We start from the raw sequence: 22618 nt of genomic DNA, 5'->3' as shown, positions 1-22618 counted from the left end.
GGAGGGCTGGAGAGTCATTGACCCTCCGTGAGCCGGAGGAGGCGCTCGCGCAGGAGCGAGGGTTCGAGCGTGCCTGCCTCGTTCTCTGGCAGGCCATAGAAGCGGCGGATGGCGCGGCGGATGGCGCTCTCCGTGGCGAACATGCCGTACGCGGTGCCTGAGCGAGAGGCTTGTCTGAGCGCCTCGAGCACCGGCTGGTCGCGCGCGTCCAACACCGCGCAGTAGAGCGCCTGCCCCCACTGCATCAGCGGCACCGCGCACAGTCGCTCGCATAGCGCCAAAGGCACCACCCGGATCAGCTCTTCCGGGACGGGCATCCGCTGCAGCTTCTCTTCGGTGATGTGGGGAAGGCCCGTCTGCTCGGAGAGCGCGTGGAGCAGGTCATCAGCGAACACCATTCGCTCCGCGCCGCGCTCAGGAGCTGACAGGGAGGGCGCGGGTTGCCGCAGCCGCAGCCCTGGAGGAAAGACCGGGCGGGCGCGAGGTGCGCTCTCGTTCAGGCAGAGCTCCTCGCCCGCGGTGCGGTGCAGTTGCTCCAACGGTGAGCGGCGCTCCGGGAGGAGCCGCGCGAAAAGGGAGGCGATGTCGTACTGGCTTACCCGGAGGCGGTGATGGAAGAGGAAGTCCTGCAGCGCCTCGGAGAACTCCCGAGCGGTGCTGAAACGGTTGTCGAGCGAGGCGCTCAGGGCGCGTGTGAGGATGAGCCACAGTGCCGTCGGCACTCCAGGGATGGGTTCCAGGGTCCGTTCGTTGAAGCTGCCCAGCTGGTGAAGGACCTGCCGCTCCGTGCCGTCCAACAACTGCCTGCCGGCGAGCAGTTCGTAGAGCAGCAGCCCCAGCAGGAACAAGTCGCTTCGCTGATCCACTGGCTCGCTCCGTGCCTGTTCGGGCGACAGATAGCGGATCTTTCCCCGCAGGGCTCCAGCGCGTGCGCCGAGGGACGCGTGGGTGAGGCCGGCGATGCCAAAGTCGGTGAGCTTCACCTCGCCATTGCGGCTCACCATGACGTTGGAAGGGTTGATGTCCCGATGGACGATGTCGAGCGAAGCGCCGAACGCATCCGTGCGGGAATGCGCATGGGCCAGCGCGTCCGCCACCTGCTGGACGATGAGGCACACTTCTCGCAGCCCCAGGCAGGCCCTGCGCGAGCGTGCGGCCGCGAGCAGCGCGCGCAGGTTCTCTCCATCCACGAACTCCAGGACCATGTGGTACTGGCCTTGGCTGATGCCCAGGTCCAGCACCTGCACCAGGTTCGCGTGCTGGAGCACCACCGACAGCCGCGCCTCGCGCAGGAAGAGCTCCACGAAGGCGGAGTCCTGGGCGTAGGCGGGCAGGATGCGCTTGATGGCCACGGGCTTCTCGAAGCCTTCGACACCCACCACCTTGCCCAGGAAGACCTCGGCCATGCCCCCCGTGGCCAGCTTCTGGATGAGTCGGTAGGTGCCCATGGTGGCCTCGCCCCTGCCTTCGGAGCCCGTGGCCCACGCCAGATGGCGGGGCAACGGATGCTCTTTTTGTAGACGCTGGTAGGCACCGGGGCAGTACCACTTTGGAGGCACCCTACCGGGCGCTCTCGCCTGGGAAGAGGCCCAGGTAGAGCGCGCGCGTGGCGCGGGCCGAGAGCAGGATGGCCGCCTGCTCGCTCGGCTCGGTGAGCGCGAGCAGCACCGTGTTGAGCTCGGCCACGTGGGAGATGTCCTCTCCCGCGTGCCCGCGCAGGAAGGTGACGGCCTTGTGGATGTTGGGAATGGCGCCGCGCTCGAGCAGCTGCTCCACCGCCGCGCCCGCGCGGTACACGGAGAGGTACTCCAACACATACGCCGTGCCGAGGAAGGCGGTGGGCGAGCCGGCCTCCGAGGTGAAGCGGTTCCACGCCACGTAGGCGACCACCGCGGGGCACGGCTCGGTGCGCTCTACCTCCTCGGGGTTCCTCCCGAGGTTCTTCAGGTCCGCCAGCAGCCACCGCTCGTGGCCTCGCTCCTCCGCCGCCTTGTGCAAGAGCAGCTCGGCCAGCGCCGGGTGCTGCCCCAGCCGCTTCATCCTCCGGCCCGCGCGCTCCAGCAGCGGCGTCGTCCACCGCACGTAGTGGTACGTCTGGGCCAGCCAGGCCGTGTAGCCCTCCGTGTCGATGGTGCCGTGGAAGAGGCGTCGCGCCTCCGGCTGGGCATCCAGCTCCTCCAGCAGCGTGCGCGCCTCCTGCTCCAGCATGTCCGTCCAGCCCGTCTGCGTCTGCGTCCGCGTGTTCATGTACGTCTCCTGTGCGGGGCCCTTGGGGAGTCCCGGTGGTGCGAGTGAGAGGTGAAGGGGAAAGGTGCCCGGGTCAGACGGCGGAGTGCGCGCCCGACTCCACGGCGGAGAACATCGTCAGGGTGCTGCTCGGAATCTCAGCCAGCGCGGCGACCAGCGGCATCGAGAAGCGGCGGAAGTGCGCGTCGTAGATCGGCTCGCCGATGAAGCGCGCGCCCATCTTGTGGGCGAACAGCGAGAGCGTCCGAGGCAGCCGCAGGCCCTCGAGCAGCCCGTGCCGGGCGCGGGCCCGCTCCGCGGGCGTGTAGAGGGGCGCGGTGGCGATGGCGGGAGGCTTCGAGGAGGCGCGACCCAGGACTCTCCAGCGGTGGCTCACCAGTCCCTGGTGGGCTGCCACCCGGTAGAGCACGTGTACATCCTCGACCGAGTCCGTCTCCGTGTTGGCGGAGGCAATCCAATGCGTCACGCCCCGGCGCCAGCTCTCCTGGTAGAGGCCGGCCTGCAAGCGCAAGAGCACCTCCGAGTTGCGCCACGGCTTGAGGATGCAGAAGCGGGTGCTCTCCGCGAAGCAGAGGCCGGGACCTCCCACGCCCGACAGGTCGAGCTTCTGCTCCAGGTCGATGCCCAACCGCCCATCCATGGCGTGGGCCACCTCGGAGTTGGGCAGCAAGAGGCGCGTGGTGGCCACCGGCTGATGGTCCGCGTAGACGACGAGATGCACAGTCGTCTCCAGGGTGTCGAAGCAGTTCACCTCCCGGGGCACGGCGGGCCCCGGTCCATCGATGAGGCGCAACTCCTCTCCGAAGACAGCCCAGCGGACGCGCAGGGCGTCGTCCAACTGGCGCTGTGTGGTGGCGACATGGCAATACAGGGTCGTCATGGGTCCTCTCCTTGGGAGGGCACATGTGGCGGTGGATGGATTGTGCGGAATGAGGCACGGCTCCCCCGCCGTGGCCCTCACGGAGTTGGTCGCCGGACCCGAATTTCGTGGGAATTATTTCTTCACGAAGAAGGTGTGCCCCACCGAGATGCCCTTGGGGGCAGCCTGCGGGAGCGAGCGGCCTTCCTCCAGAGCGCGCACAGCCCAGTCCAGCTCGAAGGCTTGTTGCGAGAACAAGGCGTACACGTCTTCGCGGCCGAGGGTGTCGTCCAACGCAACGGCCTCCGGTAGCAGCGGCTGGCTCGCCTCGTAAGGGTGCGCGGCCGTGCCGCCGAAGGGGTGATAGACGGTGATGACGCCCTTCGCGTCCCGGCCCACCACCGCGAGGAAGCCGTTATTGGAGGCCTTCGCCTCGAACCGGATGGCATCCCCGGGCGAGAGGGTGTCGCCCGAAGAGACCTGGACGCTGCTCTCGCCGACCTTGCGGTGCAGCACCAGCATCACCGAGCCCTTGACGGTGTACGGGTCACCCTCAATCAGAGTTTGGAGTAGCTGCTCAATCTGTGGTTGGAACACCAGAAGCGTCAGCATGGCCGTCGCGAGCGCCGGGGCGAGCAGTACGGGCCAGCTTCGCCACCAAGCTGGCCGCTCGGCTTTCTGGACGCGCGCCACGAAGGGAGCAGGGGGATGCTGCAGCAGGAAGGCGGCCGAGTCCGCGCGCAACTCCGCCAGCCGGGCCTTGTCCCAGGGAGACTGGGCCAGGGTTGCCTCCAGTTGGCGCTTCGCCTCCGGGTCGAGCGCGCCCGAGAGGTAGCGATCGAGCAGCGCGTCGGGGATACGCCGGGACTCGGGCGTCATGACGTCCCTCGCTTGCCGAGCCGGGCGCCGCGCTCGCGGGCCCTCGCGGCGAAGTCACGCAGCAGGTGGGAGACGTGCTTGCGGTCCTCGAAGCCGAGAATCCTCGCCACCTCCTCCTGGGTGTGGCCCTCGACGAAGTAGAGGACGGCGGCGGTGAGCGTGCGCGGCTCCTCGTCCTGGGTCAGCAGGGCCAGGTCCCGGAGCGCCTCCACGCGCGTCATGCCTCCCTCGTTCGAGGACTGCGCCCACGCGCCCGGGAGGTTGGAGTCCTCCTCCTCCTTCACGTCGAGCGAGCCGAGGACGCCGGACCAGCGCGACTTGCGGCGCAGGCGGTCCACGGCCTTGTAGGTGGCGATCTGGTAGAGCACGGTGAAGACATCGGCCTCTCCTCTCAGGGAGGCCTCGTTGCCCATGTAGGCGAGGAAGGTGTCCTGCATCACGTCATGGGCCTCGGCAGGGTCCTGGAGCATGCCCAGGGCGCGCCGGTTGATGGCGGGGGCGAAGCGCCGATACAACTCCTCAAGGTGGTTTGCTGACGCCTGACCCATCATGTCCTATTCGGAATGTAGACGAGCCTCCTGGTCGTGCCTAGGGGGGCCGGAGCGCTTCCTGCTGTGGCAGAGTCCTGGCCCATGCGTCGCTCCTGCCTGTCGCTGCTGGCCGTGCTGCTCGCCGTGGGGTGCTCGCGCCCCGTCTCCTCCCAGGCCCTGGGGTTCGAGTACGAGCCACCCTCGGGGGTGAAGCTCTCCTCGGAGGAGCCAGGTCCGCCGGCGGTGGCGCGCTTCGAGGGTGGGGTAGAGGTACGCTCGGTGCCGGGCACTCCGCCCGCGCTGGAGGCGCTGCCGGAGGCGGTGTTGGGCGCCGCGGGCGTGTCGGTGCCGGGCAAGCGGGTGAGCACCTCGCAGGGGACGCTCCCCGCGGGGCCCGTGGCGCGCTACGAGTTCCAGGAGGGCACCCACCGCACGCTGGTGTACTTCCTGCCGCGCCCGGACCGCTTCCTGCTCTTCACCTTCACCGCGCCCGAGCGGGACTACGGCCCGCGCTCGGCGAAGGTGGAGCTCTCGCTGTCCACGTTGAAGCTGCTGCGCTGAGCGATGGGCGAGGAGGTTGGTTCAATGCCCGAACGTTGGTAGAGCGCGCCGCATGAGCGAGACGGACGTGGTGGGCCGGGTGCGCATCCGCGAGGCACGCCCGGAGGATGACGGCATCATCGGCGAGCTGCTCGTCGAGGCGTACGTGACGCAATACGCCCAGAAGCTGCCGGAGGTGGTCTACACCGAGGAGCGCAAGCGCACGCTTCGGGACGTGGCGAGCAAGCGCGCGGTGGCCACGGTGCTGGTAGCGGAGGTGGACGGGGAGGTGGTGGGCACGGTGGCGCTCTTTCCGCCAGGGGCACCGGACTCGGAGGCGTGGACGCCGAACACCGCGGACCTGCGGCACCTGGCCACGGCGGTGCGCTACCACGGGCAGGGCCTGTCTCGCCCGCTGATGGACGCGGTGGAGGCACTCGCGCGCCAGTGGGGCGTGGACGCGGTGGCGCTGCACGTGCGCCGGGGGGCGCAGGGCGTGGCGCGCATGTACCAGCGGCGCGGCTATGTGCGCACGCCCGAGGGAGACCTGGATATGCCCACGGTGTTCCTGGAAGCCTACCTGCTGCGGCTGAAGGGCTGAGCCTGCCGGGAGCCAAGGGAGCGGGCCCTGCTCCGCGCCGGGACGGCGGCGTATGCTGCGAGGCACTCGCTGCTCCTGGAGGTTCCTTGCTCACGTCCGTGCCGGCTCCCTCGCTCTATGCGGGGATGCTCGGAGCCCACTGGGAGACCCTGCCGCCCCTCGTCCGTCGCATGCACGAGGAGGGGAGCGCCACGGGGCGCTTCGTCATTCGCCGGGGCGAGGGCGCGCTGTCCGCGCTCGTGGGGTGGCTGTGCCGCTTCCCCGCCCCGGGAGAGGACGTGCCCACCCGCCTGAGCGTCCGGCGGGAGCGGGACACCCAATGCTGGGAGCGCACCTTCGGAGGCCATGCGCTCTCCACGGTGCAGCGCGCCTGGGAGGGAGGGCGGATGGGGGAGCGCTTCGGCCCCGTGGAGTGTGTCTTCCAGTTGAGCGCGGTGGAGGGGGGCCTGGCCTACGAGCAGGTGGGAGCGTGGCTCTGCCTGGGGCCCTGGCGTCTGCGGATGCCTCGGGTGCTGGCGCCCCGCGTGGAAGGCCTGGCCACCGAAGCCCCGGGAGGCATGCGCGTCCGGGTGCGGATCGGCACCGCCTTCACGGACTGGCTGCTCACCTACGAGGGCCTCGTCCGTCCCGAGGAGCAGGCGTCATGAGCATCGCGCTGTGGCTGCTCGCTACCCAGGGAGCGCTGGGGGCGCTCGACACGCTCTACTACCACGAGTGGCGGGCGCGGCTGCCCGCGGGAGTCCCCGGTAGCCGGCCCGAGTTGCTGCTCCACGCCGCGCGCGACTTCCTCTACTCGATTCTCTTCGGGAGCCTGCCGTGGGTGGCGTGGCGAGGGGCCTGGGCGGCGGTGCTCGCGCTCCTCATCGCCGCGGAGATCGTTATCACCCTGGCTGACTTCGTGGTGGAGGACGCGGTGCGGCGACCGCTCGGCGGAGTGTTCCCGGGCGAGCGCTGCATGCACACGGTGATGGCCATCATCTATGGCGCGGCGCTGGCATACCTCGTGCCCGTACTGCTCGCGTGGTGGCGGCTGCCCACGGAGTTCTTGGCCGAGCCCGCTCCCGTGCCGCAAGCGCTGCGTGTCACGCTCAGCCTCATGGCGGTGGGTGTGCTCGGCTCGGGAGCAAGGGACTTGTACGCGGCGTTGCAGCTCCCCAAGGGCCACTGGCCGTGGCCGACGACTTCCGCATGATCACCAAGGACTACATCGAGCGCCTCATCGAGCAGTTCGCCCAGGCCCTCAAGGCCCTGCTGAAGGCGCGGCAGGAACAGCGGCCCGAGGAGGCCCATCGGCTCATCCGGGAGACGGCGCTGGCGACGCTGGGCATGGAGTACAGCGTGCTGACGATGGCGGACGCGGCCTCGACAGCCCGGCTGTTGGGTCATCCCCAGCGGGTGGTGGTGCTGGCGCGGCTGGTGGCCGAAGAGGGAGAGCTGCTGAGCGAGCAGGGCGAGGGAGCGCGGGCGGGGCTGCGGTGGGGCCTGGCGCTGGAGCTCTTCCTGGAGGCGCGGGAGCTGGGCGCGAGTCTGGCGGGCGAGGACGCCCGGGTGTTCGAGGGGCTGCGGCGCAGGGTGGCGCCCTCGCTGCTCTCCGAGCGGCACCAGCAACTGCTCGCGCGGCACTGAGCAGGCTCCAGCGAAACATGAGTGAGAGGCAGGTCAGCTCCTTCGAGGGCCGCGCAGCGCGTGCGCGGCGTCATCGAAGACCTTGGCGAAGGTGGCATCGCCGGGGCGATGGGCCTCGAGGAGTGCTGCGTCTTCCTCTCGTCCCACGAGCTTGAGCATGACCGCGGCTCGGACGGCACAGCCCATGGAGGTTGCCGCCACCAAAGCCCGAGCGACTGCGTGCAGTTCCGTGCGGGCCTCTGCCGGTAGGGCCCCCAGGAGACGCTCTCGATGCAGGAGCAGCAGGCTGAACAGACGCTCGCAGTAGTCTGCCGCTTCGCCCTCCTGGCTCACCGCCTGGGGAAGGAGCATCCGGGCCGTGGCGATGAACGCCGTCAGCGTGGAGGCCCAGTGCTCTGGCACGTCCTCCTCCAGAACCGTGAGCACACGTGTCTTGTACTCCACGGGGATCGCTGGCTCTCGGGCCCACGCACCCAGCGCTTCCGGCGGTTTCTCTAGGAGCACCCTCAGTCCGTGCAAGGAACTCGGCGCAGGGAGAGAGAGCTGCTCCATGCTTTGCTGCACGGCAGGCAGCAGCTCGGGGTGCCTGTTTCTCCACAGCGCGCGTGCCAGCAGAGTGACCTCCGAGGGCTGCGGCGAGCCAGTCACCAGTCGCTTCAGTCTCCGCACCAGAGTTGCCCGTGCGCCCGTCTCCTTGATGCGGCTCAGCGCCTGGGTGATGACCTCTGCGACGGATTCCCCGTCGTAATCACCCCGGGTCTCTTCAAGGGCGAGTTGCTGCTCCAGGCGCCGTGCGCTGGCCGATCCTCCTAGCTCGCCGAGCCCGAACGCCGCTGCTTGCCTCACTCGGGCCTCGGGGTTCTCCAGCATGGCTTCCAGCACGGCCCTCGCTTGCCGGGGCTCCGCGCCAAGCCGCGACACGAGCGCGCGTGCCCGGCCTTCGTCGCCTTGATGGAACACCGTGATCAGCTCGTCTTGTAGCTGGGCCATGTCGGGCTTTAGCGCCATCGCTCGCCTAGCCTCCCGCCAGTGCGGAGGCCACGCCGGGAGGCACGTGTCGACGAAGCAATGTTCCATCCAGGAGGTACAGGTCCTGAATCGCCTTGGGGTCTGCGCGTTTCATCGCCTCGAAGGCATCCAGCTCACGCTTCAGGTCCCTGGGGTTGGAGACATAGTTGGTGTTGTGCCGTATCCCATCGGGTCTGAGCGAGGACACATCGGGTCTGCGAAAGTGGGTTCCATCCACCGGGTCGGAGTCGAAAACAGGGTCGCCGTTGGCCTTTAGTTGCGCCTTGTTCTTGCGCAGGTCGGTATGTCCTGCCACTTCGCGGGCGGCCAGCTCCCGCTCGATGGCCTCATTGTGTGCTGCGTTCTGCCGCGTGTGGGGTGGGCCATACCGCGTGGACAGCTTGGGTGCGCCGCCTACCTCCTCCATCGTCGCGCAGACGGCGAGGCCTCCGCAGAGCCGCTGAGCCACCTCACCCGTCGCAACCCCGCTGAGGATGAGGCTGCCATCGGCGACGAGGTGCGCCGTGCTCGTAGCTCCTAGCGCCAGTCCACCTTCCACCGCGTAGCGAGGCGGCCCGAGCACTGTCCATGCACTCCCCGGAGGCACTGGCGGAAGTCCCTTGGCCACTCCAAAGCTTGCCACCAACATCAACACCCGGAGGGTCGTGCCTCCCACGGCCTTGCCAAAGTGTTCCGCGGCCGCTTCCAGCTCGTCTTCTGTCCTGGCCGCCTCGGACTCTCGATAGAGCTTCAGGCAAGCCAGCGCCAGGTTCGTCAGCTCCAGGATTCCCACGGTGATGGCCAGCACCGTCGTCACGGTCGCCGCGAGTGCCTTGGTGAAGAGAGGCTCGGGCGCGATCCATGCAGCGAAGTACACCAGCACCGAGAGGCAGACGCTGGCAACGAAGACGGGAGAGTCGAACATCTCTCGGGCCGCCTCGCGTACCCCGGCCCCCATATAGCGGGGCGAGAGCTTCAGCGCTTGGAACAACGGGCTCTGTTCCAATCGCTCTGGGAGTGGCAACAGCGTCGGACCGAAGCGAGACAAGAACTGGTCGCGCAGCCGCGCCTCCCACTTTGCAGTGGGAACTTCACCCGAGCGTCCAGACCACGCGGGTGACATCACTCGGATCTGAGGCCGATCCGTCAGAAAGGCCGCTTGGAAGAGCGTGAGCATCTCCTGGGTCTCCTCCCAGCACAGCACCTCCTGAGCGGAGTTGGCGGATGTCGGGGCGAAGGAGAGGCGCAGGCGGCCTCCAGGCAGCGAACTCGTCTTCACCGGCGTGGGCGAGGCACCGTCCGCAATGCCCGCTTGCGAGGTGGCGCATGCGACATGGACCGTGAGGCACAGGAGCAGGACCACACGCACCAGTGCAGGGACGCTCGTCATGACTGTCAGCATGCACCCATCAGGCGCGCCACGCACCACGGTGTGACGCCCATGGAACCCGGAGCCCGCGTACACGTTCAACCCCAGAGGGCCGAACGTGTACGGGAGGGCGTGCGTCTCAGTGCCGCAGCGGCAGCGAGAAGGCGAGGTGGAAGCGGGTGCCCGCCTGCTCCGGCTTCACCGCCGCCTCCACCTGGATGAGCTGATTGCCGCCCTCGCCCGGCACCAGCTGCGCCTCCAGCTTGCCGATGTCCGCCGCGCCTCCGAAGAGGAACACCTGCGCGGCCTGCGAGAAGAGATCCGACATGTCCTTCGCGCTGGAGCCCGCCGGGAGCTGATCCCGCACCCACAGGGCGAAGCGAACAATTCGGCCAGTGAGCAACTGCGCCGGCAGCGGCATGACGTGCGCGTTGGAGCACGCCATCGGCGCCACCGACAAGAGCAACATGTCCGTGTTGCGCCCGCTGCCCACGCCCAGCACGCCCAGCTCCGACAGCCGCGTCTGCGCGCGGATGGAGAGGAACGCCTCCGTGGGATAGGCCGAGCCCGAGTCCTTCCCGGTCGGCGGCTCCCACGTCCCCGGAGCCCTCAATCCGCCCGCGTTGCCGGTGATGCGCGCGAAGCCGCCCGTGGCCTGGAAGCTCGCCGACATCATCGCCGCCACCGCGAACGCCGGGCTCGCGAAGCACGCGCGGTTGAGCACCCCCCGCTTCTCGCTCGCCAGGACGATTCGGTTGAGCGCCGGGCTCAGCCAGCGCGTGGAGTCCTCCTTGCGCAGCTCTGCCCAGTCTCCCGTGGTGCCCAGCTTCGCGTCCTCCAGCGCCGTGGGCAGCTCCGCCAGCGTGGTGCCCAGCAGCGCCGGCGTCACCGCCACCACCACCGCCACCTGGGACTCCTCGCCGATCGCCGCCAGCCGGCGCAGCCGCGCCACGTCGTCCGTCGCGTCGATGACGAAGCACACGTCCGGCCGCTCGAACGGCTCGGCCTCCACTGCCTTCTCCAGCGCATCGGGGACCTGCGCGGGCTCCACGTCCAGCACCTCGACGGCGATGCCGGAGGCGGTGGGGCACTGCTCCAACAGGAACTTCAGCCCGCGCCAAGCGGACTCCAGCCGCGCCACCGGCTCGGCGGCCAGCAGGTCCTTGCCCGTCTGGATCAACGCCAGCTCGATGGCATCCCGCACCGCCCGGCGCGCATCCGGCGTCATCTTCGCCGGGCCCGCGCCCTTGGGCGCCATGGCGCGCACGAACGCATCCACCCCCGCCTTCGCCGTCGCCGAGGGAGAGGTGGCCTCCGCCTTGGCCAGCAGCTCGCCGACGAGGTCATCCCCACCCGAGGAGGCCGCCGCCGGAGCGCTCGCGGGAGTCGGAGCCGCCGCGGGAGGCGTGCCCCCCAGCGCCGCGGAGACCGCGGCCGACAGCCGGCCGGCGCCCACCACCTCCGCCACACGCGCGGCGCCCTCGTCCGGAGTGAGCGGACGGGAGGGGTCGGCCTTCATGAAGCCCTCGGTGAGCCCCTGGAGCTTCTTCAGCTCGGGCACCGCGCCCAGCAGCTCCATCACCCCGAAGGAGCGCAGCTTGTCGAAGGACAGCTCGAAGGTGCGCTGCTCGGCCCCGCCAAGCCGGTCCGGCACGCTGACGCGCAGCCCGGAGGCGGCCTTGGCCAGCTCCTCGGCGAAGGTGTCCGGCTTGAGGAGGAACCGGCGACCCGTGGGCGAGGCCGTCACCGCCCCCGCCACCAGCCAACGTACCCGGGCACCTTCTGGACTCACGCTCTGGCTCATGCGCTCTCCTGTAGAGCTTCCAACGAATCGAGGGGGCGTACGTTAGCCTGGAGCCTGACAACACCAAGCGAAGAGATCCGCCCATGTCGCACCGCGTCGCACCCCCAGGGTGCATCGGTTGCGGATCCCTGGCGCCGCCCTGTTAGGATCTGCTTCTTCCCGTGACGAACCCTTGGGGGGTCCACGTGTCTGCTACTTACGTTCAGCTTCCTGAAACTCCGATCATTGGCCGCAACCTCGTGGGTGGCGAGTGGGTAACCCCCGCCGGCGCCGCGATGCTCGACGTGCGCAGTCCCTACACGGGCACCGTCATCGGCCGCGTTCCCCTGACTCCCGCCGCGGGCGTGGCGCCCGTAGTAGAGGCGGCGAAGAAGGCCGCCGAGGGCTGGCGCGCCACCGCCCTGCGTGACCGCACCTCGCGCATGTTCCGCTTCCGCATGCTGCTGGAGCAGCACATCGAGCGGCTTGCCAACCTCGCCGCCAGCGAGGCGGGAAAGACGATCGCCGAGGCGCGCGCCGGGCTGCTCAAGGGCATCGAGGTGTGTGACTACGCCCTGTCCGTCCAGAACCTGGACACGGGCGGCGCGCTCGAGGTGAGCCGCGGAGTGACTTGCGAGTTCAAGCGCGAGCCGCTCGGCGTGGTGGCTGGCATCGCTCCGTTCAACTTCCCGGCCATGGTGCCGCTGTGGATGATTCCCACCGCCATCACCCTGGGCAATGCCTTCATCCTCAAGCCCTCGGAGAAGGTGCCGCTCACCTCGCTGCTGCTGGGCGAGCTGATGCTGGAGGCGGGCGTTCCCCCCGGCGTCTTCTCCATCGTTCACGGTGGCAAGGAGGCCGTGGACGGCATCCTCGAGCACCCGGACATCCAAGCGGTGGGCTTCGTGGGCTCCACGAACATCGCCCGGCGCGTGTACGCGGAGGGCACCGCGCGCGGTAAGCGCGTGCTCGCCCTGGGCGGCGCGAAGAACCACCTCATCGTCGTGCCGGACGCGGACCCCGTGTTCACCCCGCAGGCGGTGGTGGACTCGTTCACCGGGTGCGCGGGCCAGCGCTGCATGGCCGCCAGCGTGATGGTGGCGGTGGGCGATGTGCAGCACATCATCGACGAGATGGCGCGCCGCGCCGCCGCCATCGAGATGGGCCCCGGCATGGGCGCGCTCATCGACCGCGCGGCGCAGGAGCGCCTGGAGGCCGCCATCGCCCGGGCCGAGGCGGACGGCGCCAAGGTGCTGGTGGACGGGCGCGGCAAGAAGCCCTCGGGCGCGGCGTACGGGGGCGGCAACTGGCTGGGCCCCACCATCCTGGACCACGTGCGTCCGGGCTCCGAGGCCCACACCAAGGAGCTGTTCGGCCCGCTCATCTCCATCGTGCGCGTGCCCACGCTCACGGCGGCCATCGAGCTGCAGAACTCCTCGCCCTACGGGAACGCGGCCTCGGTCTTCACCACCAACGGCATCGTGGCTCAGCATGTGGTGGACAACGCCAAGGCGGGCATGGTGGGCGTCAACGTAGGCGTGCCCGTTCCGCGCGAGCCATTCTCCTTTGGTGGAATCAACGAGTCGCGCTTCGGCCATGGCGACATCACCGGCCAGGGTGGCGTGGAGTTCTGGAGCTACCTCAAGAAGGTGACGCGCAAGTGGACGGCGCGCACCGACGGCTCGTGGATGAGCTGAGCCGTCCCAACGTGCCGGGGCTGGGCGAGGCGGGAGACCGCCTCTTCGGCCCGAAGTAGTCCCGAGGGTGAAGGCATTCATGCCGTTCCGGTTCTTCTCCTTCTCGCTGCTCATCGCGACCGGCGCCGTGCTGGGACACCTGTACCTGTACCGGCGCCTGGTGCGGCCGCTGGTGCGAGGCCGCGTGCCCCGGCTGTTGGCGATGGCGGTGCTGGTCCTCCTGTCGGCTCTGCTGATGTACCGGCGCTCGCTGGAGGACTTATTCCCGGCAAGTGTCGCCGGCGTGCTCGCGGTGGCGACGTATACCTGGATGGGCCTGGCGCTCTTCCTGGTGCTCGCGCTCCTCTTCCTGGACCTCACTCGAGGGCTGGTGGTGCTGGGCAAACGGCTCCGTGTGCCCTCGGCGCCTCCGGTGGACGAGGCGCGGCGACACTTCCTGGCCCGGGCGGTGGCGGGCACGGCCGTGGTCACCGGGGGCGGAGTGGCCGCTTATGGGCGCTGGCGGGCCTTCGCGGCGCCCGAGGTGACGGAGATTTCGGTCCGGGTGCCGAAGTTGCCCAAGGCTTTGGACGGACTCAGCATCGTCCAGCTCACGGACATCCACGTGGGCCCGTTCATCGAGCGCCGGTTCATGGACGAGCTGGTCCGCCGAGCCAACGCGCTCCGGCCGGACCTCGTGGCGATTACCGGGGACCTGGTGGATGGGGATGTGGCGACGCTGGGTGGGGCCGTCGCGGCGCTCGGCAACCTGAAGTCTCGCTTCGGGAGCTTCTTCGTCACCGGCAACCACGAGTACTTCTCGGGGGAGGTGGCCTGGACGGGGTTCCTGGAGAAGCTGGGCCTCCAAGTGCTGCGCAACCGCCACATGAGCGTCGGGGATGCGGGCGGCTCGCTGGACCTGGTGGGCGTGGACGACTGGAGCGGCGGGAGGCGGCGCGGCAGGCCAGGCTATGACCTCGACCAGGCGCTCATGGGGCGGGATCCGGACCGTGCTTCGGTGCTGTTGGCGCACCAGCCCGCGAACTTCAAGGTCGCCGCCGAGCGAGGCGTGGATGTCCAGCTCTCCGGCCACACCCATGGCGGGCAGCTCTTTCCGATGACCCTCTTCATCGGGCTGAGCTGGGAGCACTCCGCGGGGCTCTATCAGCATGGCGGCTCGCATCTGTACGTGAGCCGGGGCTGCGGCTTCTGGGGGCCTCCCATGCGCGTGGGCAGTCCACCCGAACTCCTCAAGCTCGTGCTGACGACCTAGGAGGGCCTCTGGCGGTCGCCTGCTCGGCTGGGCTCGGGCGAGGCCGAATTCTGGCCTCTTTCCGAGATCATCAGGGAGTGAACTAAGCTGCAGGGCGTGTTCTCCCCCGTCCTCCTGCTCGCCCCCCTGCTTTACGCCACGACTCCCGCACCCGCCACGCGCGTGGAGCTCGTCTTCGGCGGAGATGTGATTCCTCATGGCGAGTTGAAGAAGGCAGCCCAGGCCCACGCGCTCAGCGCACCGCCGGAGGTGAAGGGCGAGCCCCCTCGCTCCCTCAACAACGAGGGATGGGACCACGTGTTCGAGCCCATCGCGGGCGAGCTGCGCGCCGTGGACGTGGCGGTGGTGAACCTGGAGACGCCCGTCACCGACAACAAGAAGGCGGTGACGCGGCAGTTCTTGTTCAACGCGCCCTCGGCGATGGTGCGCGCGCTGGCCGCGGCGGGCGTGAAGCTGGTCTCCACCGCCAACAACCACGCTCGGGATCAGAACCTGCCGGGGATGGTCGAGACGCTGCGGCACCTGGACGCGGCGGGCATCCAGCACGTGGGCACGGGCGTCTCGCTCTCGCCGGCATGGGAGCCGGTGGTGATGGACGTCAAAGGGATGCGGCTGGGCTTCCTGTCCTTCACGCGGTGGATGAATGGCTTCACCAACCCGGAGGACCTCGAGGGCCCGCACGTCGCCTATGTGCCGTACAAGGTGGAGGACCAGGAGCGCGAGGTGAGCGTGGAGCAGCTGGTGGAGCAGGTGCGCCTGGCGGCGGGCCAGTGTGACGTGCTCTTCGTGATGGTGCATTGGGGGGCGGAGTACGCCGAGCAGCCCCACCCGGAGGACCAGCAGCTGGCGCGCGCTCTCATCGATGCGGGGGCGGGGGCGGTGATTGGCCACCACCCGCACGTGCTGCAGCCGCTGGAGCAGTACACGACGCCAGAGGGGCGCAAGGCGCTCATCGCGTACTCACTGGGTAACCTGGTGGCGAACCAGGGGCGCTTCTACACGTACAAGCCGGGCGGCCCGGGCAAGGACGGGGACGTGCGGGACTCGATGCTGCTGCGCGTGGCGTGGGTGCGGCGCGAGGCGGGCGGCCCGGTGGAGCTGGACGCGGTGTCGGCGCTGCCGGTGTGGATCGAGAACAACGCGCTCACGCGCAAGCGCAAGGAGCTGCGCAACATCCAGCCGTTGTTGCTCGACCGGGAGGTGGAGGCCGTCGTCGGGCGCGTGGCACAGCTGGATGCGCAGCCGCTGCCCGAGGGTCGCAAGGCGAAGGCGGCCAAGGCCGCGGCGAAGGTGGAGCGGACCGCGCTGGAGCGGCGCCTGGCGATGCAGAAGCTGCGGCGCGAGCGCATCCTGAAGATGTTGCCCGAGGGCGTCACAGTGGCCACGCCGACGCCGCGCACCCCGGAAGCGCCGGCCGGTGGCGTGGCGGTCCAAGGCGCGCCCTGAGGTCCGCTCGGTAAAGCAACCGATGCCATGGGGCAGTAGGCGCACAGGCGTCACGGACCCCCAGGGGAGCCTGGGAACTCGCTGTTCGGAAATGTCGGGGGTTTTGGGGTCGCAAAAGTCCCGACATTTTCGAACAGTGCCGCGCAGCAGTGGCTCGGAAGCGTGGCCTATCCCCTCAACCCGCGTGTCAGCCCCTCCAGGTAGGGAGAGCACCGCGCTGCATGGGTTGGGGGAGGTGGAGGATGGCGAGCAACAGACTGAAGCCACGAGCAGACCGGTTGACGAGGCCTTCGGTAGCAGAGCTGGCGGATCAGCTGGGACTGCTTCGGCCACGCGATCTGGCGCATCGAGGTGTGCCCCTGCCATGGCTGCGGTTGATGTTGAGGCAGGTGGCACCCGGTGTCTGGGGGTGGTCCCATCGCCCATTTTGCAGGACGACCATCGCGGCCAAATGCGTCCCGCAGGGGGTGGTGTGTCTCTCTTCGGCGCTCTACTTCCATGGCTTGCTGACCGAGGAGCCCGTGGAGGTGTGCCTCGCTATCGGAGAGAAGGCCCGTCGCCCACGCCGACAGCAACCTTCGCTGCGCATTGTCCGCTTCTCTGGGCCGGCGCTTTCCGAGGGCATCGAACATCATGCGGATCGCGGTGTGCCAGTGCGTGTCTACAGCGTGGCAAAGACCGTGGCGGACCTCTTCAAGTACCGCAATAAACTCGGCTATCCGGTAGCGGTTCGTGCGCTCAAGACGGCCCTGCTGGCTGGGTGTTGCTCACCGGAGGAGGTCCTCCGCTTCGCGGCCATCTGCCGTGTCACGAAGACCCTCACGCCATATGTGGAGCTGCTCATGGCTCGGCAGGGAGCCGACATCCGGAGGGCCCTCGAGGCGCGGAATCGCCCGGTGCCAGAACCGAGGATTGCCGAATCGCCACAGCCAGGTTTCGACTGGAACTGGGAAGATGATCCGGGCACGGAGTTAGAGGACACGGACTGGCTGCCTGCTTATCAGGAGGGGCCGGGTTGATGGCTCGGCGCCTTTGCAATACATCGTGGCGATGCCATGGGAGGCCGCCAGAGCTGGGAGCGCTGAGAGGCGGGGCGGCCCCGGGCGCCTGCTGCTCTTTCTGGGCGCTTCCGTGGCGCTGCATGGCTTCCTGGCGCTGCTCCTCCAGGGAGACGGATCCGCGCGGATGTCGGAGAGCCGCGTGGCTCGGGGGGCTCCTTCCGATGTCGCGCCGATCATCTGGTTCGAGGGGGCGGGTGACGTCCCGGGTGCCGGGCAGGTTGCTTCCGCTTCGCGCCCGGTGGGCGCGGCGGCTCCCGTCGAGGCCGTGCCGGAGCGTCCGCCCGAGCGTGTTCCTCGTAGCGTGAACCGGCCCCGGAAGGTGGTCGTGATTCCTTTCCCGAAGAAGGCACCTGGGGTGGCTCGTCCCGAGGAGACGGGGGCGGTTTCCGATTCCGCCACGGGGGAGATTCCCTCGTTGGATTCCGAGCCGGGGGCCTCCGGGGGAGATTTCTCAGGAGAGGAGGGCGCCTCCCAGGGGGCTTCCGAGGATGCGGTGGATACCCGCGCGTGGGCCGTGTCCGCTGCCGCCCTGGCGGGGGTTTCAGGGCTGAACATGGGCACGCAAGGGAGCACGAGCGCTCCACGTGGCGCGGGGGCTTCCTCGGGTGAGCTTCGGGCCTATTCGCGGCGCCTGTTCTCGGGAGTGACCCGGCAGCGGCGCTACCCGGCGAGCGCGGTTCGGCTCGGCATGCAGGGCACGGCCCGGATCCAGTTCCGCGTCAACCGGGACGGCTCGCTCGCCGGAGCGCCCATGCTCGCGCGCTCCTCTGGCCATTCCGTGCTCGACACCGAGGCGCTGCGCATGGTCGAGGCCGCCGCTCCCTTCGAGCCCCTGCCCGTAGGCCACCCGAGCCCCACCGCCGAGTTCGTCATTCCCGTCGACTTCGCCCTGAATCCCTCGCGGTAGGGCGCTGGGAGGCGCTGCCTCAGTCTCGTGAGGGTTCCTTTGGCTCGGGCTCGCCCTTCGATTCCGGGGGCTCCGAGGGCAGCTCGCGCAGCGGCATGAGCCGGGCCAGCAGCGGTCCGCCATGCTTGAGCCGGGCGATGCGCTGCGCTGGGTAGATGCCGCGCTGACCCGTGAGCAGGTACGCCATCGTGGCGACGATGGCCACGTGGGGCAGGACACTCGCGCCCACCAGCTCTACCGCCATGATGGAGAGGGCCAGCGGCGTATTGGCCGCGGCGGCGAACAGCGCCGCCATGCCCACCGCCGCCCCCAGGTCCACCGGGAGCCCCAGCAGCCGAGCCAGCACGTTGCCCAGCGCCGCGCCGACGAAGAACAGCGGCGTCACCTCTCCGCCCAGAAAGCCCGCTCCCAGCGTGACGGCCGTGAAGAGCAGCTTCCACGCGAAGGCCGACTCGGGCAGCGCCGGGTCCACGAAGGCGCGGACGATGGTGGGCACGCCCAGCCCCAGGTATGCGTCCGTCCCCACGAGCTTCCACAGCCCCACCACCGCCAGCCCTCCCACGGCCATGCGCAGCGGCAGTGAGGGAATGCGGCCCTCCAGCAGCTTCTTCAGCCGGTGTGTCCCCTCCACGAAGAGGATCGCCACCCCCGCGACCGCCACCGCGAAGACCAGCCACTTCGCCAGCACACCCGCCGAGAGCGGCAAGGCCGTGGGCGTCGGGTACACTGTGTGGTCGATTCCCAGCCCGCGCGTCACCAGGTCGCCCACCACCGAGGCCACCAGCGCCGGAAGCAGCGCCTCGTAGCCCAGGCGCCCCACGACGACCACCTCCAGCCCGAAGACGGCGCCCGCGATGGGTGTGCCGAACACCGAGCCGAACCCTCCGGCGATTCCCGCGGCGAGCAGCTCGCGGCGCGTTTCCGGCGAGACGCGCAGGCGGTGGGCGAGTGCGTCCGCGAGGCTGCCTCCCATCTGCACGGCGGTGCCTTCGCGGCCAGCGCTGCCTCCGAAGAGGTGGGTGAGCACCGTGCCCAGCAGCACCATGGGCGCCATGCGCAGCGGCACCTGTCGGTCTCCCTCGTGTACCGTGTCGATGATCAGGTTGTTGCCGCCTCGGATGGGAGCTCCCCACTTCGCGTACAGCGCGCCGATGACGAGCCCGGCCAGCGGCAGCGTGTAGACGAGGCCCGGGTGCAGCTCCCGCAGCGCGGTGGCTTTCTCGAGGAGGAAGAGAAAGACCGCCGAGGCCACGCCGCACACCCCACCGACGAGCGCTCCCAGCAGGAGCCACTGCGCCAGCGAACGGGCACTCCGGGGGATGTTCACGGGGGCGCAGTGTAGACGTTCAGTGGCGCTCACGGGGATGGATGAGGACTTCACATCTGCCTTGGACGACAGGTCCAGCAGTGTCGGCCAGGCGCCAGTTTCGGCCTCCCGCGTAAGGGGGGCCTCTCCCACGGCGTGAGAATCGACTGCACCTCCACTCGGGGCTGGTGGCGCGTTTCGTGGGAAGGGGTCGGTCGATGGGAACCTGGCGTTCGCTCGGGGTGGTGTTGGCGTTTTCCGCTGCCTGTGCTGCTCCTCCAGAGGAGGGTTACCCGGAGGAGCCCGCTCCCGTGGAAGCCGAGGTCGCGGGAAGGCTGTGCAACCTCTCCGCCTCGCGGGTGGCGGACATCCGCCCGGGCACCACGGGCTCCAAGCCCCGTGAGCTGATCCACGCCCAGGGCGCGCTCTTCTTCACGGCGGAGGATGGGGTGCATGGCCGCGAGCTGTGGATCAGCGGTGGCCCTCAGGGGGCGGGGCCTGCACTGGTGAAGGATGCGCGGCCCGGCACGGCGACCTCGAATCCGCGTCGCCTCACCGTGGCGGGGAACAAGCTCTTCTTCACCGCGGAGGATGGGGTCCACGGCCGCGAGCTGTGGGTCAGCGATGGCACCCAGGCGGGCACGGTGATGGTGAAGGACATCTTCCCCGGGCCCCTGGGCTCGGCGCCCGATCAGCTGCTCGCCTTCGGAGGGGTCCTCTATTTCGCCGCGAACGATGGGACGCGCGGGACGGAGCTGTGGCGCAGTGATGGGACGCCCGAGGGCACCTTCCTCGTCGAGGACCTCTACGCTGGCGAGGACCTCTCCAGCCCGGGCGCTCCGGGCAGCTCCAGCCCTCGCCGTCTGACGCAGGCTGGAGACGCGTTCTACTTCGTGGCCCAGGCGGGCAACTCCCTGCGGGTGTGGCGCAGCGAGGGAGTGCCCGGCGCGACTTCCCTGCTGGCCACCGCCGAGGACAGCTTCCTGCTCTCGTTCACCGCGGCGGGCCCGGAGCTCTTCTTCCTGCTCGATGAACAGCAGGGCCAGGCCAGCCTGTGGTGGGGACAGGGCGCGCAGACGCAGCCGCTGCGCTCGTTTCCCGGCTTCTACCCGCATGAGTTGACCCCCGTGGGCGAGACGCTCTTCTTCACCGCTGGAGGGGGTGAGGCAGGGCTGCCGGGGGACGCGGCCGGCGAGGAGCTGTGGCGCAGCGACGGCACGGCGGGGGGCACGGTGAAGGTGAAGGACATTCGGCCCGGTCCGGAGAGCTCGGCGCCGGGCGCATTCGCGGCGATGAACGGGCTGCTCTACTTCGCCGCGGACGATGGCTCACGGGGCCGTGAGCTGTGGGTCAGCAACGGCACCGGCAAGGGCACGCTGCTGATGAGTGAGTTGAGGCCGGGGCCCGGGAGCTCGTCGCCGCAGGGACTCACGGTCATCGCGGGCACGCTGTTCTTCTCGGCGGAGACGGAAGGCCGTGGCCGCGAGCCCTGGGTGAGCGACGGCACGGCGGCCGGCACGCTGCCACTGGCGGAGATTGCTCCGGGGAGTGCTTCCTCGAATCCCACCGGGTTCGTCCGGGTCAGCTCGAAGGTCTTCTTCACCGCGACGGAGGCCTCGGGCGGCGAGGAGCTGTGGGTCCTGCCAGTCCTTCCAGGGAGCCAGTGCTCCGAACTCCCGGTGGAGTAGTCAGGGCGCGGCGGGCCCAGGGGCTTGTTTCGCCTCGAGCGCCTCGAGCTGTTGCAGGAAGGCGCGGCCCCGGGCCGGGTCCGTCATGTGGATGAAGGCCGCCATCCCCTTGAGCTGCTCCAGCGACTCGCCCTCGCGGCCCGGCTTACCCTGCTCGCGGTTGTGGATCGCCGCGCGCAACCGCCGCACCACCTCGCGGGGCACGCGCGCTCCGGGCACTCCGTTCGGAGCCTCGTTCACCACCAGCCCCGTCACCCGCTGCTTGCCGCCCTTGCGCAGCACCCGCGTCTTGTCCGGGTGTACCGTGAAGCCCTCCGCCTCGAGGATGCTCTTCACCCGCGCCAGCAGCGTCGCCACCGGCGCGTCCGCCTGCTTCTTCCCCTTGGCCCCCTTGGCTCGCCGCCACGAGAACGTCAGGTCATCCGCGTAGCGCGTGTAGGTGAAGCCCAGCCGCTTCGCCATCGCCGACACCCGCTTGTCCAGCCGCAAGCACAGCGCGTTCGTCAGCGCCGGAGAGGTGGGCGCCCCCTGCGGCAGCGCCCGGGGCCCCTTGGCCACGTACAGCGTCTTGCCGCGGAACTGCATCACCTCGCGCGGCGCCTCCGTGGACAGCAGCGCCAGCAGCGTCGCCGCGTTCTCTTGCAGCCCGCCCTTGCGCAGCAGCCCCTTCACCCGGCGCCACGTCACCGAGGGGAAGAAGTCCTTCATGTCCACCTTCACCAGCACGTCCGCGCCCCGGTGCGCCAGCGCGTTGGTGAGGATGGAGCGCCCTGCCACGAAGCCGTGCGCCGCCCCGTGTACCGGCAGCCGCTCCACCACATTGGACAACACCCAACGCTGCGCCGCCTTCAGCTCCCGCTTGGGCGCGGTGATGGTGCGCTTGCCCCCATCCCGCTTCGGAATCTCCCAGCTCTGGTAGTGCGTACCCGTGTCCACCTCGCGGTGGAAGGCGAACCAGCGCAGCCGCGCCACCGACACCCCTAGCGCCTTGGCCAGCGCCTCCACCGAGTCCCAGTCCGGCAGCCCGTTGGCCTTGGCCCGCTCCTCGCGCTCCGGCACGTCGAACTTGTCCGGCCCTTGCGACTCCTCCCAATGCACCCCCGCGCCCAGGTGGTGGATGTGGGTGGCCTTCCACGCCTCCCACGCCTGGCGCTTCAGCGCGCGCCGCTCGCCGGCCTCCGCCTTCTTCTTCTCCTTCCAGGCCGCCTTCTGCTTCTCGGACAGCTCCTCGAACTCCACCTCCTCGGCCGCCACGCCCTTGGCCACGAGCTGCTGCTGCACCCACGCGTCCGTGCCGCCCGCCTCCTCGATGCCCTTCCACCGCGCCAGGAGCGCCTCGTGCTGCTGGCGGCGGGCCTCGCGCTGCGCGAGCGCGGCGGGCGAGGGCGGGGTGGGCGTCGGAGCGGTGGCGGGCTGCGGCGGCGCGGCGGGGACGTGCGACTCCAGCTTGGCGGTCATGGCAGCTCCGGGCGTCGGGTGCGGCGGCGTCGGGCGGGGGCGACAGGCGCGAGCGGTCGAGAGAGGCCCTGAAGGCACCACCTGCTCACCTGGGGCACGGTAGCCTCACCGGCTCTCCCTACGGCCGTACTGCTAGCGCGCTAGGGAAACGGCGGTTGCGTCGTTGGTTCAGCTCCCTGGCGCGCTAGCAGTACGGCCGTAGGAAGAGAGCCAAGAACAGGCTACCTTGCGGAGAGTGTCCTGCATTGCTTCCAGAGCGGCGCAACGCCGCTCCCGCGCTCGAGGCGCTGAGGCTGATACTTTTAGGACCTCTCTCAATCGCTCGCTGTGAAGTCTTTGTCCTGTCGCACCCGCCTTGGTC

The 22618-nt window shown here is 69.6% G+C and carries 21 protein-coding genes; 11 read left to right on the top strand and 10 right to left on the bottom strand.

The genetic code is table 11. From position 1 onward, the window contains the following. Positions 1–14: 14 nt before the first annotated feature. The 5 genes from SYV04_RS08785 to SYV04_RS08765 all read right to left on the bottom strand — a co-directional run bounded on the left by SYV04_RS08785 (position 15) and on the right by SYV04_RS08765 (position 4500). Positions 15–1502: a serine/threonine-protein kinase gene (locus SYV04_RS08785; RefSeq protein WP_321545197.1), complete on the bottom strand. Its 1488-nt coding sequence runs from the start codon at positions 1500–1502 to the stop codon at positions 15–17. Between the two features lie 58 nt (positions 1503–1560). Next, positions 1561–2247, bottom strand: coding sequence for an iron-containing redox enzyme family protein (locus SYV04_RS08780; RefSeq protein WP_321545196.1), 687 nt, complete (start codon positions 2245–2247; stop codon positions 1561–1563). Between the two features lie 73 nt (positions 2248–2320). Further along, positions 2321–3127: a GNAT family N-acetyltransferase gene (locus SYV04_RS08775; RefSeq protein WP_321545195.1), complete on the bottom strand. Its 807-nt coding sequence runs from the start codon at positions 3125–3127 to the stop codon at positions 2321–2323. Between the two features lie 114 nt (positions 3128–3241). Next, positions 3242–3985 (bottom strand): hypothetical protein, encoded by a 744-nt coding sequence (locus tag SYV04_RS08770; protein ID WP_321545194.1) that lies wholly within the window; start codon positions 3983–3985, stop codon positions 3242–3244. Next, positions 3982–4500, bottom strand: coding sequence for an RNA polymerase sigma factor (locus SYV04_RS08765; protein WP_321545193.1), 519 nt, complete (start codon positions 4498–4500; stop codon positions 3982–3984). The genes SYV04_RS08770 and SYV04_RS08765 overlap by 4 nt, the downstream gene beginning before the upstream one ends. Positions 4501–4617: 117 nt before the next feature. Between SYV04_RS08765 and SYV04_RS08760 the strand changes: the two genes are divergently transcribed. From SYV04_RS08760 to SYV04_RS08740, 5 genes are all read left to right on the top strand, one after another. After that, entirely contained in the window at positions 4618–5076 is a 459-nt protein-coding gene (locus SYV04_RS08760; RefSeq protein ID WP_321545192.1) for a hypothetical protein, read from the top strand. Between the two features lie 52 nt (positions 5077–5128). Further along, a complete protein-coding gene (locus SYV04_RS08755) occupies positions 5129–5656 on the top strand; it encodes a GNAT family N-acetyltransferase (RefSeq protein ID WP_321545191.1) in 528 nt (175 codons plus the stop codon). Between the two features lie 86 nt (positions 5657–5742). Next, positions 5743–6303 carry a DUF4166 domain-containing protein gene (locus SYV04_RS08750; RefSeq protein ID WP_321545190.1) on the top strand — a complete coding sequence of 187 codons (561 nt, stop codon included), beginning with the start codon at positions 5743–5745 and terminating at the stop codon, positions 6301–6303. Beyond that, positions 6300–6848, top strand: coding sequence for a hypothetical protein (locus tag SYV04_RS08745; protein ID WP_321545189.1), 549 nt, complete (start codon positions 6300–6302; stop codon positions 6846–6848). Before SYV04_RS08750 ends, SYV04_RS08745 begins: the two co-directional genes overlap by 4 nt. Continuing rightward, positions 6827–7282, top strand: a complete 456-nt coding sequence (locus SYV04_RS08740; RefSeq protein WP_321545188.1) for a hypothetical protein — start codon at positions 6827–6829, stop codon at positions 7280–7282. The genes SYV04_RS08745 and SYV04_RS08740 overlap by 22 nt, the downstream gene beginning before the upstream one ends. A gap of 33 nt (positions 7283–7315) precedes the next feature. On the opposite strand, the gene SYV04_RS08735 is transcribed toward SYV04_RS08740, so the two are convergent. The 3 genes from SYV04_RS08735 to SYV04_RS08725 form a co-directional block, all read right to left on the bottom strand. After that, on the bottom strand, positions 7316–8272 hold the full coding sequence (locus tag SYV04_RS08735; RefSeq protein WP_321545187.1) for a HEAT repeat domain-containing protein: 957 nt from the start codon (positions 8270–8272) through the stop codon (positions 7316–7318). 25 nt (positions 8273–8297) lie between these two features. After that, positions 8298–9680: a hypothetical protein gene (locus SYV04_RS08730; protein ID WP_321545186.1), complete on the bottom strand. Its 1383-nt coding sequence runs from the start codon at positions 9678–9680 to the stop codon at positions 8298–8300. Between the two features lie 118 nt (positions 9681–9798). After that, positions 9799–11463: a type VI secretion system contractile sheath domain-containing protein gene (locus SYV04_RS08725; RefSeq protein WP_321545185.1), complete on the bottom strand. Its 1665-nt coding sequence runs from the start codon at positions 11461–11463 to the stop codon at positions 9799–9801. Between the two features lie 185 nt (positions 11464–11648). Between SYV04_RS08725 and mmsA the strand changes: the two genes are divergently transcribed. The 5 genes from mmsA to SYV04_RS08700 all read left to right on the top strand — a co-directional run bounded on the left by mmsA (position 11649) and on the right by SYV04_RS08700 (position 17805). Then, positions 11649–13139: a CoA-acylating methylmalonate-semialdehyde dehydrogenase gene (gene mmsA / locus SYV04_RS08720; RefSeq protein WP_321545184.1), complete on the top strand. Its 1491-nt coding sequence runs from the start codon at positions 11649–11651 to the stop codon at positions 13137–13139. Between the two features lie 79 nt (positions 13140–13218). Next, positions 13219–14391: a metallophosphoesterase gene (locus tag SYV04_RS08715; protein ID WP_321545183.1), complete on the top strand. Its 1173-nt coding sequence runs from the start codon at positions 13219–13221 to the stop codon at positions 14389–14391. Positions 14392–14487: 96 nt separating this feature from the next. Next, positions 14488–15837, top strand: a complete 1350-nt coding sequence (locus SYV04_RS08710; protein WP_321545182.1) for a CapA family protein — start codon at positions 14488–14490, stop codon at positions 15835–15837. A gap of 503 nt (positions 15838–16340) precedes the next feature. Next, positions 16341–16856: a type IV toxin-antitoxin system AbiEi family antitoxin domain-containing protein gene (locus SYV04_RS08705; protein ID WP_321545181.1), complete on the top strand. Its 516-nt coding sequence runs from the start codon at positions 16341–16343 to the stop codon at positions 16854–16856. 112 nt (positions 16857–16968) lie between these two features. Beyond that, on the top strand, positions 16969–17805 hold the full coding sequence (locus tag SYV04_RS08700; RefSeq protein WP_321545180.1) for an energy transducer TonB: 837 nt from the start codon (positions 16969–16971) through the stop codon (positions 17803–17805). A 19-nt stretch (positions 17806–17824) separates the two neighbouring features. On the opposite strand, the gene SYV04_RS08695 is transcribed toward SYV04_RS08700, so the two are convergent. Continuing rightward, a complete protein-coding gene (locus SYV04_RS08695) occupies positions 17825–19165 on the bottom strand; it encodes a chloride channel protein (protein WP_422723917.1) in 1341 nt (446 codons plus the stop codon). Positions 19166–19422: 257 nt separating this feature from the next. On the opposite strand from SYV04_RS08695, the gene SYV04_RS08690 reads away from it, so the two are divergent. Beyond that, on the top strand, positions 19423–20799 hold the full coding sequence (locus SYV04_RS08690; protein WP_321545179.1) for an ELWxxDGT repeat protein: 1377 nt from the start codon (positions 19423–19425) through the stop codon (positions 20797–20799). Here the strand turns inward: SYV04_RS08690 and SYV04_RS08685 are convergent, their stop codons facing one another. After that, a complete protein-coding gene (locus SYV04_RS08685; RefSeq protein WP_321545178.1) occupies positions 20800–22257 on the bottom strand; it encodes a reverse transcriptase family protein in 1458 nt (485 codons plus the stop codon). It abuts the gene before it with no gap. Between the last annotated feature and the right edge of the window lie 361 nt (positions 22258–22618).

It is taken from the genome of Hyalangium ruber (genome assembly GCF_034259325.1).
GTDB classification, from domain to species: Bacteria; Myxococcota; Myxococcia; order Myxococcales; family Myxococcaceae; genus Hyalangium_A; species Hyalangium_A rubrum.
Note: the sequence above shows the minus strand (reverse complement) of the source record. Positions and strands in the feature narration are given on the sequence as shown.